Source organism: Pacificibacter marinus (assembly GCF_018860505.1).
Taxonomy (GTDB): Bacteria; Pseudomonadota; Alphaproteobacteria; order Rhodobacterales; family Rhodobacteraceae; genus Celeribacter; species Celeribacter marinus_B.
On sequence record NZ_JAHKPU010000032.1, the window covers coordinates 117,002 to 131,978 of the forward strand.

At 53.1% G+C, this 14,977-nt stretch carries 17 protein-coding genes; 9 read left to right on the forward strand and 8 right to left on the reverse strand.

What is annotated here, in order from left to right; genetic code table 11:
• Positions 1–17 precede the first annotated feature (17 nt).
• From dxr to pyrH, 5 genes are all read right to left on the reverse strand, one after another.
• Positions 18–1,184: a 1-deoxy-D-xylulose-5-phosphate reductoisomerase gene (gene dxr / locus KO503_RS12315; protein ID WP_215991848.1), complete on the reverse strand. Its 1,167-nt coding sequence runs from the start codon at positions 1,182–1,184 to the stop codon at positions 18–20.
• Entirely contained in the window at positions 1,181–1,894 is a 714-nt protein-coding gene (locus KO503_RS12320) for a phosphatidate cytidylyltransferase (protein WP_215991849.1), read from the reverse strand. The genes dxr and KO503_RS12320 overlap by 4 nt, the downstream gene beginning before the upstream one ends.
• On the reverse strand, positions 1,891–2,607 hold the full coding sequence (locus KO503_RS12325) for an isoprenyl transferase (protein WP_215991850.1): 717 nt from the start codon (positions 2,605–2,607) through the stop codon (positions 1,891–1,893). Before KO503_RS12325 ends, KO503_RS12320 begins: the two co-directional genes overlap by 4 nt.
• A gap of 121 nt (positions 2,608–2,728) precedes the next feature.
• A complete protein-coding gene (gene frr, locus KO503_RS12330) occupies positions 2,729–3,292 on the reverse strand; it encodes a ribosome recycling factor (RefSeq protein ID WP_215991851.1) in 564 nt (187 codons plus the stop codon).
• A gap of 149 nt (positions 3,293–3,441) precedes the next feature.
• Entirely contained in the window at positions 3,442–4,176 is a 735-nt protein-coding gene (gene pyrH, locus KO503_RS12335) for a UMP kinase (protein WP_215991852.1), read from the reverse strand.
• A gap of 154 nt (positions 4,177–4,330) precedes the next feature.
• On the opposite strand from pyrH, the gene miaA reads away from it, so the two are divergent.
• Positions 4,331–5,239: a tRNA (adenosine(37)-N6)-dimethylallyltransferase MiaA gene (gene miaA / locus KO503_RS12340; protein ID WP_215991853.1), complete on the forward strand. Its 909-nt coding sequence runs from the start codon at positions 4,331–4,333 to the stop codon at positions 5,237–5,239.
• A gap of 234 nt (positions 5,240–5,473) precedes the next feature.
• A complete protein-coding gene (locus KO503_RS12345) occupies positions 5,474–6,259 on the forward strand; it encodes a helix-turn-helix domain-containing protein (protein ID WP_252731065.1) in 786 nt (261 codons plus the stop codon).
• A 51-nt stretch (positions 6,260–6,310) separates the two neighbouring features.
• Here the strand turns inward: KO503_RS12345 and KO503_RS12350 are convergent, their stop codons facing one another.
• The gene (locus KO503_RS12350) at positions 6,311–6,922 is read right to left on the reverse strand and encodes a lytic transglycosylase domain-containing protein (RefSeq protein WP_215991855.1); all 612 of its coding nucleotides are present in this window, start codon (positions 6,920–6,922) and stop codon (positions 6,311–6,313) included.
• Positions 6,923–7,083: 161 nt separating this feature from the next.
• Here KO503_RS12350 and ssb point away from each other — a divergent pair, with 161 nt between their 5' ends.
• Complete coding sequence (gene ssb, locus KO503_RS12355) at positions 7,084–7,587, forward strand: single-stranded DNA-binding protein (RefSeq protein WP_215991856.1); 504 nt, start codon at positions 7,084–7,086, stop codon at positions 7,585–7,587.
• 181 nt (positions 7,588–7,768) lie between these two features.
• A complete protein-coding gene (locus KO503_RS12360) occupies positions 7,769–8,065 on the forward strand; it encodes a glutaredoxin family protein (RefSeq protein ID WP_215991857.1) in 297 nt (98 codons plus the stop codon).
• A 50-nt stretch (positions 8,066–8,115) separates the two neighbouring features.
• Here KO503_RS12360 and aroB read toward each other — a convergent pair whose 3' ends face one another.
• A complete protein-coding gene (gene aroB, locus KO503_RS12365; protein ID WP_215991858.1) occupies positions 8,116–9,267 on the reverse strand; it encodes a 3-dehydroquinate synthase in 1,152 nt (383 codons plus the stop codon).
• On the reverse strand, positions 9,264–9,845 hold the full coding sequence (locus tag KO503_RS12370) for a shikimate kinase (protein ID WP_215991859.1): 582 nt from the start codon (positions 9,843–9,845) through the stop codon (positions 9,264–9,266). Before KO503_RS12370 ends, aroB begins: the two co-directional genes overlap by 4 nt.
• A gap of 141 nt (positions 9,846–9,986) precedes the next feature.
• Between KO503_RS12370 and KO503_RS12375 the strand changes: the two genes are divergently transcribed.
• From KO503_RS12375 to KO503_RS12395, 5 genes are all read left to right on the forward strand, one after another.
• Complete coding sequence (locus tag KO503_RS12375; protein ID WP_215991860.1) at positions 9,987–10,124, forward strand: hypothetical protein; 138 nt, start codon at positions 9,987–9,989, stop codon at positions 10,122–10,124.
• Between the two features lie 8 nt (positions 10,125–10,132).
• Positions 10,133–11,785: a hypothetical protein gene (locus KO503_RS12380; protein WP_215991861.1), complete on the forward strand. Its 1,653-nt coding sequence runs from the start codon at positions 10,133–10,135 to the stop codon at positions 11,783–11,785.
• Positions 11,782–12,714, forward strand: coding sequence for a site-specific tyrosine recombinase XerD (locus KO503_RS12385; protein ID WP_215991862.1), 933 nt, complete (start codon positions 11,782–11,784; stop codon positions 12,712–12,714). Before KO503_RS12380 ends, KO503_RS12385 begins: the two co-directional genes overlap by 4 nt.
• 132 nt (positions 12,715–12,846) lie before the next feature.
• Positions 12,847–14,154, forward strand: a complete 1,308-nt coding sequence (locus KO503_RS12390; RefSeq protein ID WP_215991863.1) for an HlyC/CorC family transporter — start codon at positions 12,847–12,849, stop codon at positions 14,152–14,154.
• Complete coding sequence (locus tag KO503_RS12395) at positions 14,154–14,945, forward strand: 23S rRNA (adenine(2030)-N(6))-methyltransferase RlmJ (RefSeq protein ID WP_215991864.1); 792 nt, start codon at positions 14,154–14,156, stop codon at positions 14,943–14,945. Before KO503_RS12390 ends, KO503_RS12395 begins: the two co-directional genes overlap by 1 nt.
• The last annotated feature ends 32 nt before the right edge of the window (positions 14,946–14,977 follow it).

Genomic DNA, 14,977 nt, shown 5'->3' on the forward strand with positions numbered 1-14,977 from the left:
CGTCGAACGCTATGCGTTTAGGCCCCAGCCTGCAAGGACAGCACCCGTGCACGGGCTTCTGCGTCGGCTTGATACACCATATCAAGAGTGATTTGGACATCTTGATGGCCCAAATCAGGTGACATTTGCGCGAGGACGCGTTCGACCATGACCGCCATATCAGTGAACCCGATGTCTCCTGCGATAAACAGATCGAGCGCGGTTTCTTTGGCGGCGTTGAACACGGTCCCTGCCAATCCACCCGTTTGCATCACCTCGCGCGCAAGGCGCAGCGCAGGAAAGCGAACCTCATCGGGGGCTTCAAACTGCAATGATCCGAGCTTGGCCAGATCAAGGCGTTCCACTGGCAAATCACGGCGTTCAGGCCAGTGCAGCGCGTATCCGATGGCGTGACGCATATCAGGCGCGCCCATATGCGCCATCAGCGCGCCATCGTTAAACCCGACCAATGCATGAATGTAGGAGCCAGGATGAACGATGACTTCGATTTGGTCAGAAGAAATCCCAAAGTATTCTTTTGTTTCAATGATTTCCAATGCTTTATTAAACATAGAAGCGCTGTCAATCGTGATCCTTTGTCCCATATCCCATGACGGGTGTTTGCAAGCCTGCGCCAAAGTCGCGTCTTTGAGTTGCTCGGCTGACCACGTGCGAAACGGGCCACCTGAAGCTGTAATGATCACCCGTTCGACCTCAGAAATCTGTTCGCCAACCAAAGCTTGGAACACAGCGGAATGCTCGGAATCCACTGGCAGGATTCGGGCCTTATGTTTTGCGGCCTCAGCCAGCAACAGCGGTCCAGCCGTGACAAGGCTTTCCTTATTGGCCAAAGCCAGACTGGTGCCATGTTTGAGCGCTTCAAACCCTGGCGCAAGCCCTGCTGCGCCGACAATCGCCGACATGATCCAATCGGCGGGGCGTGCGGCAGCCTCTACCAGTGCCGCCTGCCCTGCGGCCACTTCAATGCCAGTGCCCGAGAGCGCATCGCGCAACGCTGGCAAATGTTCTTCATAGGCCGTGATGGCAATATCAGCAGACAGATCGCGGGCATCTTGAGCCAATTGCGTGATATTTGCGCCCCCTGTAAGCGCAATAACGTCATACGAGGCTTTATCACGCTTAATCAGGTCGATGGTGGATTGGCCGATCGAGCCCGTTGCACCGAAAATAGAAATCCGTTTCAAGACGCGCCCCACATGGTCCATGTCACAAGGCGCAAGAAAAACAACACAGCCCCGACAGCCAAAAGCGCATCAAAGCGGTCCAAAACACCGCCATGACCAGGGATGATGTTTGAACTGTCCTTGACCCCCATCCGGCGTTTGATCGCACTTTGCGCGATGTCACCCAATTGAGATGCAAAAGACAAGATGATTGCAAACCCTATGATTATTAAGCCTTCGCGCAGATCTAACCGTAAAAACAAAACAGCAATCAAGGCGATCAAGGCCGCGCCAACCCAACCGCCAAGCACGCCTGACCATGTTTTTTTAGGGCTAACACTTGGCCAAAACTTTTTGCCACCAAGAGTACGCCCTACAAAATAGCCCATGGAATCTGTGGCCACCACCAAAGACACGACGAAAATCAATCCCGCTGGTCCAGTGAGAAATGACACAGCCCAAAGCCCAGCAAGCCCTAGCACAAAAAGAATAAAATAAGCCCCGAGGGCATAGAAATCCTCTGCAATCAAACCTGTCACATCGGCTTTAAATCGTGCCATTTTGTAAAATTCCCAAACGCCGATAAGCGCGAGAACCGCCAAAAGTAATTCAAAAGCGATATGGCCAGAAATGATCACAAGAATGCCAACGCCAATCATCACGGCGGCAGAGGCCACACGCGGTCCGAGGTCACGCCAATTGCGTGCGGGCTTTGGGCTTTGCGCGCTCATGCTTTCACGCCACCAAAGCGGCGGTCCCGCACGCCGTAACGCGCGATACAGTCAGCAAATACGTCTTTGGTGAAGTCAGGCCAAAGCGTGTCGATAAACTCATATTCAGAATAGGCCGATTGCCAGAGCAAAAAGTTGGAAATACGCGCCTCGCCCGAGGTGCGGATCACCAAATCAGGGTCGGGTAAAACACGCGTGTCGAGATAGCCAGCCAAGGTGGTTTCATCGACAGTTTCTGCATCAAGTGTGCCCGCAGCCGCATCACGCGCCATTTCTTTGACAGCACGCGCCACTTCATCACGACCGCCATAGTTCAAGGCAATGGTCAAATGAACCTTATCATTTTGTGATGTCGCCTCTTCCAAACCATCCATAAGTTTGATCAGTTTCGCGTCTAAGCGCGGGCGATCCCCGATAAAGCGTACGCGTACGCCTTCAGCGACGAGGTCCTTCATTTCGCCGGTGATATAACGGCGAAACAAGGACATAAGACCAGAAACTTCGGTCTGGGTGCGTTTCCAATTTTCTGTCGAAAAGGCAAATATCGTCAGATATTTCACACCCACATCAGGACAAGCCCGCACGATTTCTTTCACGCGCTTGGCACCTGCATGATGCCCAAACAGTCGGGGTTTCCCCTTCATCTGGGCCCAGCGACCATTGCCGTCCATGATAATGGCGACATGTTTTGGGCCAGTTTGACTGTTGGACATCAACCTAAGGTCTCCTAAAGTGTCCAGTGAGGCCGTAATTGACACCGTATGGACATAAAACCAAAGACCCGCACTGATATCCAGCCCCTGCGCAGATCCAAGAAAAATACACTAAAGCGCGTTAAACCTGCATAATTTCTGCTTGCTTGGTTTCAACGGTCTCGTCCACTTTTTTGATGTGGATATCGGTCATCTCTTGGACTTCGTCTTCCCAGATTTTTTGATCATCCTCAGACATGCCATCGTTTTTGGCTTTCTTAATCTGATCCATGCCATCACGACGAATGTTGCGCACAGACACACGGGCGCTTTCGGCGTAGCCAGCGGCCACTTTGGTCAATTCGCGGCGGCGTTCTTCGTTCAATTCAGGGATTGGCAGCATAATAATCGTGCCGTTGAGCTGCGGATTGATGCCCAAACCACTTTCACGGATGGCTTTTTCCACTTTACCCACAAGACCTTTGTCCCACACATTGATGGTGACCAAACGTGGCTCTGGCACATTGACTGTGCCCACTTGGTTGATCGGCGTCATAGATCCGTAAGCATCGACCATAATCGGCTCAAGCATAGAACCAGACCCGCGTCCGGTGCGCAAAGACGCCAGTTCGACACGCAAGTTGGCAATCGCGCCATCCATACGTTTGGACAGATCATCGGTATCAAGCATGAAATCTTCGGACATAGTGTTCGCGGCCTCGGTTGTAATGGTATGTGTTTCGTGTGGTTCAGCGGTCTGAATGATGTTGTATAGAGGCTGCGCGTTCAGGGCAAGCTGCGCATATCGCGCAACATCGCCCTAGACCATCACAGCCTCTCAATCTGTCAAATCAATCAATTGACGATTGTATAGGTGCCTTCGCCTGCCAAGATACCTTTGAACCCACCGGGTTCATCCAAAGAGAACACGATGATTGGCAAATCGTTGTCGCGGGCCAATGCGATGGCAGAGGCATCCATAACATTCAAATGCTGGGCCAAAACTTCATCGTAAGTGACGTTATCATAGCGTACGGCATCGGCGTGTTTGGCTGGGTCTTTGTCGTAAACGCCGTCGACTTTGGTGCCTTTCAAAATCGCTTCACAGGCCATTTCATTGGCCCGCAGCGTCGCGGCAGTGTCGGTGGTGAAATACGGGTTGCCTGTGCCAGCGGCAAAAATACAAACGCGGCCCTTTTCCAAGTGGCGCACGGCACGGCGGCGAATGTAGGGTTCGGCAACCTCATTCATCGTAATCGCGGAAATCACCCGTGTGTGGATGCCCAAATCTTCCATGGCGGCTTGCATTCCAAGCGCATTCATAACGGTGGCCAGCATGCCCATGTAATCGGCCGTGGTGCGCTCCATACCCTGCGCAGAGCCCTGCAGCCCACGGAAAATATTGCCGCCGCCAATGACCATGCAGATCTCGACGCCCATATCATGAACCGTTTTCACTTCGCGTGCGATACGTTCAACGGTTGGCGGATGCAGACCAAACCCTTGGTCCCCCATCAGCGCCTCTCCAGAGATTTTAAGCATCACCCGCTTATATTTCTTGCTGGTTTGGCCTTGATCCTGATCGCTCATGAGGTATCCCCTAATGTGTCCGCTGATTTTTCGCAAAATGCGCCAATTCTCAGCAATATTCAATGAGCCAGTGCCAAAAAGTTGATGGTCTCGCACATAAATATCGCGGACCGGCCTTTGGCGGCCTGTCTCGTCTTAACTTTAAGGGCTTCGCATGTCTTTATCCGCGCAAATATCAAGGCACTTGGCAAACATGTCCCCCGATCAACCCGTGTTGATTGCAGGGCCAACGGCCTCTGGAAAATCCGCTTTGGCGCTTGAGATTGCCGAGACCCAAGGGGGCGTGATTGTCAATGCCGATGCGCTGCAAGTCTTTGATAATTGGCGTGTATTATCAGCCCGCCCCAGCACAGACGACGAATCCCGCGCCCCTCATGCGTTATATGGTCATGTAGACGGCACCTTTGGCTATTCCGTCGGTCATTGGCTGCGTGAAGCTGTGCCCTATTTGTCTGGCCCTCAACGCCCTATTTTTGTCGGTGGTACAGGGCTATATTTTTCAGCGATTACAGAAGGCTTGGTCGAAATCCCCCCCACGCCGGACGACATTCGCGCCACAGGCAATGCGCGGCGCGCAGATGAAGGCGATCATTTGGGGCTTTTGGCCGATTTGGACGCCGAAGACCCTGAAACCGCGCAAAAGATCGATCGCTTGAACCCCATGCGGGTGCAGCGCGCGTGGGAAGTTTTGCGCGCCACGGGCTGTGGTTTGGCCGCATGGCAAGCCATGACACCGCCGCCCGCATTGGCTTTGAACAGCGCCTACCCCATCGTTATGGATGCAGATAAAGACTGGCTGAACGCACGAATCGCGCGGCGGTTTCAGATGATGCTTGATGAAGGCGCTCTAGAGGAAGTTGAGGCCAATTTGGCAACTTGGGATCCAAAACTGCCGTCCTCAAAGGCCATCGGCGCGCCTGAATTGATCGCCTATCTGCAAGGAAAGATGACGTTGCACGCCGCGCAAGAGGCCGCAACCATTGCAACGCGTCAATTTGCCAAGCGTCAGCGCACTTGGTTTAGAGCGCGCATGAAGCAATACCACAAGATATCGCTGCCCTAACAACCTATTGCGGCACACAAGATAAAGACCATATCGCATTGTTTTAAAAGAAAAACTTGATTGACCTTATGAGGTCACGGTCTAAACTGACGCCAGTGAATAAGAAAACAGGCATGTAGCGTCCTTATGGCGACAAAAATTTTCCAGACAGCGCCCATTGGTGAGGTTGAGTCAAAATCACACCCGCGCTTAGCAAGCGCGCGCAATCAGTCTAACGATGCGCCGGACATCCCGATGCCTGCCGCCTATCGCGTGACCCCTTTGGCGCGCATGTCAGCGCCGAACACCAAATGGCGTACAGAAGCGATGCGCAGCCACCGTTCGCCAACATTACTGTGGTTCACACGCGGCCAAGGGCGGCTCACTGTTTCAGGAGTCACCCGTGGGTTTGGTGGACACAATCTGATATTTTTACCGAAGCATACGATGTATGGCTTTGAACCTATTGGCCAAGTGTATGGATTTATCGTACATCTTGCCGATGATCCCGCGCTCAATCTGCCCGAGGAACCACTTCACATGCGGTTTTCGGACTTGGCGCAACAAAACGAAGTCACTCATATGATCGAAAATCTCGCCCGCGAGATAGATCACGATGGGTCCAACAAAGATCGCGCCCTGTTTTTACAAGCGGGTTTGATTTCTGTTTGGCTTGAGCGCCAGATCGAAAACATGCCCGATTACGATATGACGCCTGATGCCTCGCGGCGTTTGGCGGCGGCCTTCACAGCTTTGGTGGAACAAGATTTCAAACAAACGCACAGTGTAAGCGATTACGCTGCGTCCTTGGGTGTAACGGCCACGCATTTATCGCGAGCCTGCAATATTGCTTCTGGGCGTCCGGCTTCGGCCATTGTTGCGGATCGGGTGTATTTTGAAGCGCGTCGTATGCTTAAAGAAACAAAATATCCTGTGAAAGCCATCAGCGAAAGCCTTGGGTTTCACTCGCCTGCTTACTTCACGCGGGCGTTTCAAAAGCAAACAGGCCTGACACCAAGTGCTTTTCGCAAAGCAGATTAAAAGGTGGTTACGGCCTAAGCCAGATAGGGCAACATGCTTGGCGGTATGATACTAGCTGCCCCAGATCACACGCACATAGTTTTTGGTTTCTTTATAAGGCGGCACGCCACCGTATTTTTCAACAGCGCCCGGCCCCGCGTTATAAGCGGCCAAGGCCAAACGCCATGTGCCGAATTTATTGTACATCTGACGCAAATACCGTGCGCCACCTTCTAGGTTTTGATGCGGATCATTTGGGTTTACGCCCAAGGTTTTTGCGGTTTGCGGCATCAGTTGTGCCAACCCCAACGCGCCTTTGTGTGATTTTGCCTGTGGATTCCAGCCGCTTTCTTGCTGAATGAGGCGCAAAAACAGATCGGGCGGAACGTTGTTACGCTGCGCGATACTGCGCGCGACAGCCAAATATTCACCTTTATAAGATCCAGAATAGGGCAAGCCCGATGCCCCAGGAATCATGGCGGTCGTGGGCCTAAGGGACACTGATCCAGAATACTGTTCGCTGGCACGCCCATCTAAGACACTCAATTGAAACGCATAAATCGACCCGCGCGATTTTGTGCCAAAGATCAGATCTTCGGCTTGTGCAGAGGTGCCAACCAAAACACTGGCAAAAAAACTCGTCACAGCTATAGAAGTGGCGCAAAGCTTGGTCGCAAGGGTCATATAAAATCGTCCACCATAAGTACCGGCGCAATATAGGACGCAGCACGTCACATTCCAAGCCCAGACATCGGCAAAGAGCGCCGATCCGCCGCTTTTTCCCTTTCAAACTGCCGCGTGGGATGGTGTAACAGACCAAACGAGAATCTAACGGGAGACGCGATATGGCGGGTTCGGTCAACAAAGTGATCATCATTGGCAATTTGGGACGCGATCCCGAAGTGCGTAGTTTCCAAAACGGCGGCAAAGTGTGCAACCTGCGCATCGCGACATCCGACACTTGGAAAGACAAAACCACAGGAGAGCGCAAAGAGCGCACCGAATGGCACTCTGTCGCGATTTTCCAAGAAGGTCTTGTGCGCATCGCTGAACAATATCTGCGCAAAGGTTCAAAAGTTTACATCGAAGGCAAATTGCAAACCCGCAAATGGCAAGACCAATCTGGCGCTGACCGCTACTCAACAGAAGTGGTTCTGCAAGGCTTTGACGGTGTTTTGACAATGCTTGACGGACGCAGCGAAGGCGGCCAAGGGGGCGGCGGTAACTATGGTGGCGGCTCTGGCGGTTACGATCAAGGCGCGTCCTCAGGCGGCTATGGTGATGGTGGGTCTTCTGCGCCAGCCGGTGGCGGTCGCTCCAGCATGGATGACGACGAAATTCCGTTCTAAAAGCAACGCGCTTGATCACTTCAAATCGATATCTTGAAAATAGGGCTGGCATACGCTGGCCCTTTTTTAGTGTGCAAGGATATTGTGAAAGGCACACAGAACGCACAGATATGTGAACGCCATAGGGGTTGTGATGGCCTGTGATGCGCCCTTTATCTAAGGCAACAAAAGGAACACGCACATGACAGCACAAAGCCAAGACCGCCAACAGCCCAAAGCCGTTCTTCACCGTATGGATTTGCCGAATTACACCTGCGGCTATGGCACTGCGGCGTTAAATCTGCTTCAAAGCAACGGTTTTGACGTCGAAGACCATGTCTTACGCACGCGTCATGAAACAGATGCCTTCAAAGACAAACATCACATCACGACAACACCGCTGATCTTTATCGATGGCGTCAAAATTGGCGGTTTCACAGATTTGCAAAAACACATCAAAGCGCAAAAACCGAAACGAAAAGGGCTTTTCTCGCGCTAAGTCTTGTTAAGGCTTGGCTCTTTCTTGTTAAGTTTCGGCACTTTAAAGGCCTAACGTGCGCGCAGACCGTCCTCGATTACCTTGAGAACAGCCTCGCGTGGAACGTCCGATGTCACAAAGCTTTCTCCGATGGAACGTGCCAAAATAAAGCGCAACTGACCATCCAGCACCTTTTTGTCTTGCGCCATCAGATCGACCAGTGCCTCGGCTGACGGTAAATCACCCTCGATGTCTTTTAGATCGCATTTCATGCCCATAGCCTTGATCTGTGCGCGCACGCGACTTGGGGCTTCCTGCGAGCACAGCCCCAGACGCGCGGACAGTTCGTAAGCCAAAGCGCAGCCAATCGCCACGCCTTCGCCGTGCAGCAATCTATCAGAGTATCCCGTGGCGGCTTCCAAAGCGTGACAAAAGGTATGTCCCAAATTCAATAGAGCCCGATCACCCTGCTCCGTCTCGTCGCGTACAACAATTTCAGCCTTCATTTCAACGGATCGTTTCACCGCATAAGTACGCGCGGCGATATCGCCAGAGGCCATTAGAGGCCCATTTGCCTCAAGCCATTCAAAAAACGCCTCGTCGCCTAGCATCCCGTATTTCACAACTTCACCGCAGCCCGATAGAAAATCGCGGGACGTCAAAGTGCCAAGAACGGACACATCGGCCAAGACCAATGACGGCTGATGAAAAGCACCGATCAAGTTTTTGCCCGCATCGGGTGAATTGATACCGGTTTTGCCACCAACAGAGCTGTCAACTTGGGCCAAAAGAGAGGTCGGAATTTGAACAAAGCGCACGCCGCGCCGCAAAATAGAGGCCGCAAAGCCCGCCAGATCACCAATCACACCACCGCCAAAAGCAACCACAACATCGTTACGTTCGACCTTTTGCGCGAGTAACCATTCGACGGATTTGGTCAGTTCAGCCCAGCATTTCGTGCTTTCACCCGCAGGCAAAACAAGCGCTTCCATTTCGATGCCCGCCGCAGCCAAACCGCTGCGCAATGTGCCCAAATGCAAAGCAGCGACATTTTCTTCGGTGATCACACAAACACGTTTTTTCTTACCCAAAAGCGGTGCAATATGTGCGCCTGCCACGGCCACCAAGCCCTCGCCAATGCGCACATCATAGGCGCGATCTCCAAGCGGCACATGCACGGTTTGAAAAGTTCCCAAAGTCTCGATTGATGCGATATCGCTCATTTGCTGTCCTTTACAATTCCGCCATGCGCCACCAATGCATCCACAACTTTTTGGGCCATTTGTTCGATACTTAAACTGGGCTCGGCATCCACAACGATGCCCGCCATTGCGTAAATTGGATCACGCATTTCGGCCAATGATTTAAGCGTCTCGAACGGATTATCCGTTTGCAGCAAAGGCCGCGTGTTTTTATGGCGTACACGCTGCCATAGAATATCCACATCGGCCTTCAGCCATACAGCAACCCCTTGGGCTGCTATGGTTTCGCGGTTCTCAGCGCTCATAAACGCGCCGCCGCCGGTGGACAGAATGCAGCGCTCGTCTTCCAACAAACGCGTGATCACTTGGGTTTCTTTGCTGCGAAAAAACGCCTCGCCATCGCGTTCAAAAATTTCTGCAATGGTTCGGTCAGCGGCACGTTCGATCTCAGCATCCGAGTCCAAAAATGGGACCTCAAGGATCTGTGCGATCGCTTTGCCAACAGCCGTTTTTCCTGCGCCCATCATCCCCACGAGTGCAACTGTTTTGTCCAACCCTTTGTACATGTTTTCCCCAGTGTCTTTGCGGGTGCGCCGCATGGCAAATTCTTGCTCACATTCATTTGTATGCCTCAATGACGTGATATTGTCGGAAATTCCATATATAAATATAGGAAAACATGTCATAGCGACAAAAAACCAGTCATACTAAATAAAAGACTGGGCAAAAGGAGGCAATCGATGCGAAAATTTTTAGGACGACTTTTGATCATGACGCTGGCGTTATGTACAATCGGATTTGTGGCCTTTGCCTATGTCGGGGATTTATCACCAACCCGCGCAGACGTCAGCCTGCCCGTGACGCTCTCGTTGCAATAGGCATGGCAATGACCATCTTTGGGGGCCAAGCGACCGCAGTTCACGCGCGCGCTGTGACACCATCACGCGGGCCCTTGTCACGTTGGACGCTTTTGACCGGCACAGCTTTGGCCTTGCTGCTGAACCTTGGGGGCCCCACAAAAGGGATCGCCCAAGACGCTGTTTCGGATAAGCCTCTGTCGGCCATCAACTGGCTAACACAGTCGCTTGACGCGCCCCGCGCCACACCAACCGCTCTTGTGCCGACCCCATCGACGCGTGATGATATTTCCGAAAACGCACTGCCAGAGGACGTCACATCAGGCCCGATAGATGCGCCGCGCATCGACGCTGTTGGCTTGCTCAGCACCGCCCAAACTGGATTGCCACGCGATCTTTGGGGGGCGTCCAAAGCTTTGGATCTCAGCCGCAGATTGACGTCTATTTCCCAAAATTCCGATCTGTTGCCAGCCTCAAGACGGTTGTTGAATACGCTTATCTTGGCCGAGCTCGACCCGCCTTTAGGGATGCAAAATGATGGACGATTGTTTCTCGCGCGCGTGGATGCTTTGTTGTCGCAAGGCTTGATTGAGGAAGCCGACGCATTGATGCAGCGCGCTGGATCAGATGAACCAGAAGTCTTTCGACGCGCATTTGACGCCAAACTGTTGATGGGCACCGAAAGCGAAGCCTGCGCACAGCTCAAAACCACGCGCGGGCTGTCCCCCGCTTTGCCGACACGGATTTTTTGTCTTGCGCGAGACGGTGATTGGCGCGCCGCCGCGCTGACACTGGAAACCAGCACCGCCTTGGGGCTGATTTCTATAGACGACGGCAACCTATTGGCGCGGTTTTTAGACCCCGAACTGTTCGAAGGCGAGCCCGCCTTGCCGATTCCTGACGCCCCGACCCCGCTGATATTTACGATGATGGATGCGATTGGCGAACCTATCCCCACGCAATCCTTGCCGCTTGCCTTTGCGCAATCGGATTTGCGCCAAACCGCAGGCTGGAAAGTACGCGCAACCGCTGCCGAACGTTTGGCCCGCGTTGGCGCGCTGACGCCCAATCGCTGGCTTGGTATCTGGTCAGAACATTTGCCCGCTGCATCGGGGGGGATTTGGGATAGAATTGAAGCATTACAACGGTTTGAGACCGCGCTGAACACAGGTGATCCCAACGGCGTTTCGCATAGCCTTGGTCGTGTCTGGACTGAGATGGGCGAATCTGGGCTGCAAATCGTTTTTGCCGATTTGTTCGCGCAAAAACTTAGCGATGCACCGCTTGCGGGAAAGGCCGCCGATGTTGCATTTGAAGTGGCGCTGCTCTCGCCGTCTTACGAAATCATCGCCGCCAACTGGGACAAGCCTTTGTCCAAAAACGCCGCATTCGCGCGCGACATTGCATTGGGAGAAGTTCCCTCAGAACGCATATTTGAGGCGCGCAAACGTGCTATCGTTGATGGGTTTCGCAATACGGGTATCCCAGTGCGCCTAAGCGGGTTGGTGCAAAGCAATCGATTGGGCGAGGCAATTTTGCGCGCCATCGAATTGCTTGAAGGTGGGGCCACTGGCGATTTGGACGAGTTGACGGATGCGTTGCAGTTTTTCAGGGCTGTCGGGTTAGAGGCCACGGCACGCCGCGCAGCGCTTGAGATATTATTATTGGAACGCCGCGGATGAGTGCAGACCACAATTGGATTTCGCTTTACGCCGAAGCCCAAGCGGCTGAACTTGGGGCCGCCGAGAATACGCGACTGTCTTACGGGCGTGATTTGCTCGGGTTTTCTGACTGGCTTGGGCGTCAAGGTCGCTCATTTGAGACAGCGGAACGCGCCGAGATAGAATCCTATTTGGTCGCTTGCGAGGCAGAAGGTTTAGCGCAATCCACACGGGCGCGCCGTTTGTCATCTATCAAGCAACTGTACCGTTTTGCCTTTGAAGAAGGCTGGCGCACAGAGAATCCCACGTTGCAAATTCGCGGACCAGGGCGCAGCAAACGCCTGCCCAAAACCCTATCCGAAGATGAGGTATCGTCGCTTTTGACGGCGGCCCGCAGCATGGGCAAAACCGCTTATGATCGTGCGCGCAATACCTGTTTGATCGAAGTGCTTTACGCAACGGGTCTGCGGGCGTCAGAATTGGTCGAGTTGCCGATATCGGCCGTACGCGGCGACCCACGAATGATTTTGGTACGCGGCAAAGGCGATAAAGAACGGATGGTGCCCTTGTCTGCACCAGCACGCAGCGCGTTGACGGATTGGTTGGTCCACCGCGACGCAGCAGAAGACATCGCACGCCTTGAAAAGGGTAAAAAGCCATCCCCATTTGTCTTTCCCTCACGCGCCAAATCTGGGCATTTAACACGCGTGGGCTTTTATCAACTGATTAAAGAGATCGCGATACAGGCTGGCCTGTCGCCAGACAAAGTCACCCCACATGTGATGCGACACGCATTCGCCACGCATCTACTGGCACATGGGGCCGATTTGCGGGCGATCCAGACACTTTTGGGTCATGCGGATCTGTCGACCACTGAGATTTATACCCATGTGTTGGATGAGCGTCTCAAGGAATTGGTGCTGACCCATCACCCTCTAGCTGACACATAAAAATATTGATCGAATTTGCGTCTGAGACTGGCCCATCCCTTGCGCGTCGTGCGGTGCGGCCCCATAACGATGCACAACACCTTGCACCGACATTGCACCTTGTCGCCCCCTGTGAAAATTGGAGCCTGACCTATGGACATCACCATGCTTGACGCCGCCTTTTGGATGACATCCGCTGCCATCTTTGGCTTGCTTGTGTTGTCAGGGTTCTTTTCGGGGTCTGAAACGGCTTTGACGGCTGCCTCGCGCGGGAAACTGCGCGCGCAAGCCGATAAAGGCGCAAAGGGGGCGCAAAAAGCCTTGGATGTCACCGAAGACAACGAACGTCTGATCGGGTCGGTTTTGCTGGGCAATAACCTTGTGAATATCCTTGCGACCTCTTTGGCGACGGCGCTGTTCACACGGGTGTTCGGCGAAAGCGGCGTGGCATTGGCGACCTTAGTTATGACCGGCCTTGTGCTTGTTTTTGCAGAAGTTTTGCCCAAAACCTATGCCATCACCAATCCTGAAACAGCGGCCGCTCGGGTGGCAAAACCCATTTCGGCTGTTGTGTTGATCTTTTCGCCAGTGGTGAGCTTTGTGCGCATGTTGGTGCGTGGCATGTTGCGTTTGTTTGGCGTTCAAACCGACCCGGACAGTCATTTCTTGGCGTTAAAAGACGAAATCGCGGGCGCGATTGCATTGGGCCACGTCGAGGGCGCTGTTGAGAAAGAAGATCGGGATCGCCTGCTTGGTGCGCTGGATTTAGGCGAGCGCACTGTTGAGGAAATCATGCTTCACCGTTCGAAAATCGAAATGATTGATGCAGATACCCCGCCACGTGATGTGCTTGAGGCCTGTTTGAAATCGCCGCACACACGTTTGCCGCTTTACCGTGATGACCCTGAAAACATCGTCGGCGTGATCCATGCCAAAGACCTGTTGCGTGGCATGTATGCCGAACGTGTCGATGCGATGGGCGATACAGAATTTGCGGCATTCGATGTCATGGGCGTAACGATGGAGCCCTATTTCGTACCCGAGACCACAACGCTTGATGATCAAATGCGTCAATTTTTGCGTCGCCAAACCCATTTTGCGCTCGTCGTTGATGAATATGGCGCACTACAAGGCTTGATCACATTGGAAGATATTTTGGAGGAAATCGTCGGCGAAATAACAGACGAATTTGACCAATCCGAAAATGCGCCCGTTAAATCCAAGGAAGGCGGCTGGGTCGTCGACGGTGGAATGACCATCCGCGACTTTAATCGCTCCACAGAATGTAACCTGCCAGATGACGAGGCCAACACCATGGCAGGTCTGGTCATCCACGAGGCTCAAATGATTCCCACAGCTGGACAAGTTTTCTCGTTCCACGGACACCGCTTTGAAGTGGTCGCACGCAAAGACAATCGCCTTTCAACACTGAAAGTGCGCCCTTTGCGCCGAGGTTTATAATGCTGTCGTATCAGCACGGGTTTCACGCGGGCAATTTGGCAGATGTGCAAAAGCACGCCTTATTAGCGGTGATGATCGAATACCTCACCCGCAAAGACAAACCGCTGTCCTATATTGAAACGCACGCGGGGCGCGGTCTGTATGATCTGCAAGGTTCACAAGCGCAAAAGACAGGCGAAGCAGAGGCTGGCATCTTAAAGGTCGCCAAATGGTTCAAGCCTGACCATCCTTATAGCCGCGCGCGCGAAACCATTTCAGACGCTCAAGGCAAAAGCATATATCCAGGGTCGCCCGCACTGGCACAGGCCTTGTTGCGCGATGATGACAATATGCATCTGGCCGAACTGCATCCTGCGGAATTTGAACTTTTACAGACATCGATGCGCAGCTCGAACTCATATGTGGGTCTGCATATGCTCAAACAGGACGGCATGGCTTTCGCGCAAAGTGTCTGCCCGCCTACCCCGCGTCGGGGCTTGTGCCTGATCGATCCGCCCTATGAAATGAAATCCGATTACAACATTTTGCCGAGCTTTATTGAAAAGCTGCACCGCAAGTGGAATGTCGGCATTATTGCACTGTGGTATCCGATCTTAGAGGGCGGCGCGCACAAACCCATGACGGATATGTTGCTAGGGCTCGATCTGCCAGACGTGCTGCATCACGAGGTGCGTTTCCCCCCAGCACGCGAGGGGCATGGCATGATCGGATCAGGTATGTTTATCGTGAATACGCCTTGGGGATTGGCCGATGAGGCACAGCGTCTGAGCAAACTGTTCAACACACTGTAATCCTGAGGCAGCAAAATCGCATAGACATGTAA

What these genes read in the sequence shown, in the direction of transcription:
- KO503_RS12390 (WP_215991863.1), top strand. Translation starts at nt 12,847, where the DNA reads ATGGACATCACCATGCTTGACGCCGCCTTTTGGATGACATCCGCTGCC.
- KO503_RS12325 (WP_215991850.1), bottom strand. Translation starts at nt 2,607, where the DNA reads ATGTCCAACAGTCAAACTGGCCCAAAACATGTCGCCATTATCATGGAC.
- aroB (WP_215991858.1), bottom strand. Translation starts at nt 9,267, where the DNA reads ATGAGCGATATCGCATCAATCGAGACTTTGGGAACTTTTCAAACCGTG.
- KO503_RS12320 (WP_215991849.1), bottom strand. Translation starts at nt 1,894, where the DNA reads ATGAGCGCGCAAAGCCCAAAGCCCGCACGCAATTGGCGTGACCTCGGA.
- KO503_RS12360 (WP_215991857.1), top strand. Translation starts at nt 7,769, where the DNA reads ATGACAGCACAAAGCCAAGACCGCCAACAGCCCAAAGCCGTTCTTCAC.
- KO503_RS12350 (WP_215991855.1), bottom strand. Translation starts at nt 6,922, where the DNA reads ATGACCCTTGCGACCAAGCTTTGCGCCACTTCTATAGCTGTGACGAGT.
- KO503_RS12395 (WP_215991864.1), top strand. Translation starts at nt 14,154, where the DNA reads ATGCTGTCGTATCAGCACGGGTTTCACGCGGGCAATTTGGCAGATGTG.
- KO503_RS12370 (WP_215991859.1), bottom strand. Translation starts at nt 9,845, where the DNA reads ATGCGGCGCACCCGCAAAGACACTGGGGAAAACATGTACAAAGGGTTG.
- KO503_RS12385 (WP_215991862.1), top strand. Translation starts at nt 11,782, where the DNA reads ATGAGTGCAGACCACAATTGGATTTCGCTTTACGCCGAAGCCCAAGCG.
- ssb (WP_215991856.1), top strand. Translation starts at nt 7,084, where the DNA reads ATGGCGGGTTCGGTCAACAAAGTGATCATCATTGGCAATTTGGGACGC.
- KO503_RS12380 (WP_215991861.1), top strand. Translation starts at nt 10,133, where the DNA reads ATGACCATCTTTGGGGGCCAAGCGACCGCAGTTCACGCGCGCGCTGTG.
- KO503_RS12345 (WP_252731065.1), top strand. Translation starts at nt 5,474, where the DNA reads ATGCCTGCCGCCTATCGCGTGACCCCTTTGGCGCGCATGTCAGCGCCG.
- KO503_RS12375 (WP_215991860.1), top strand. Translation starts at nt 9,987, where the DNA reads ATGCGAAAATTTTTAGGACGACTTTTGATCATGACGCTGGCGTTATGT.
- pyrH (WP_215991852.1), bottom strand. Translation starts at nt 4,176, where the DNA reads ATGAGCGATCAGGATCAAGGCCAAACCAGCAAGAAATATAAGCGGGTG.
- miaA (WP_215991853.1), top strand. Translation starts at nt 4,331, where the DNA reads ATGTCTTTATCCGCGCAAATATCAAGGCACTTGGCAAACATGTCCCCC.
- frr (WP_215991851.1), bottom strand. Translation starts at nt 3,292, where the DNA reads ATGTCCGAAGATTTCATGCTTGATACCGATGATCTGTCCAAACGTATG.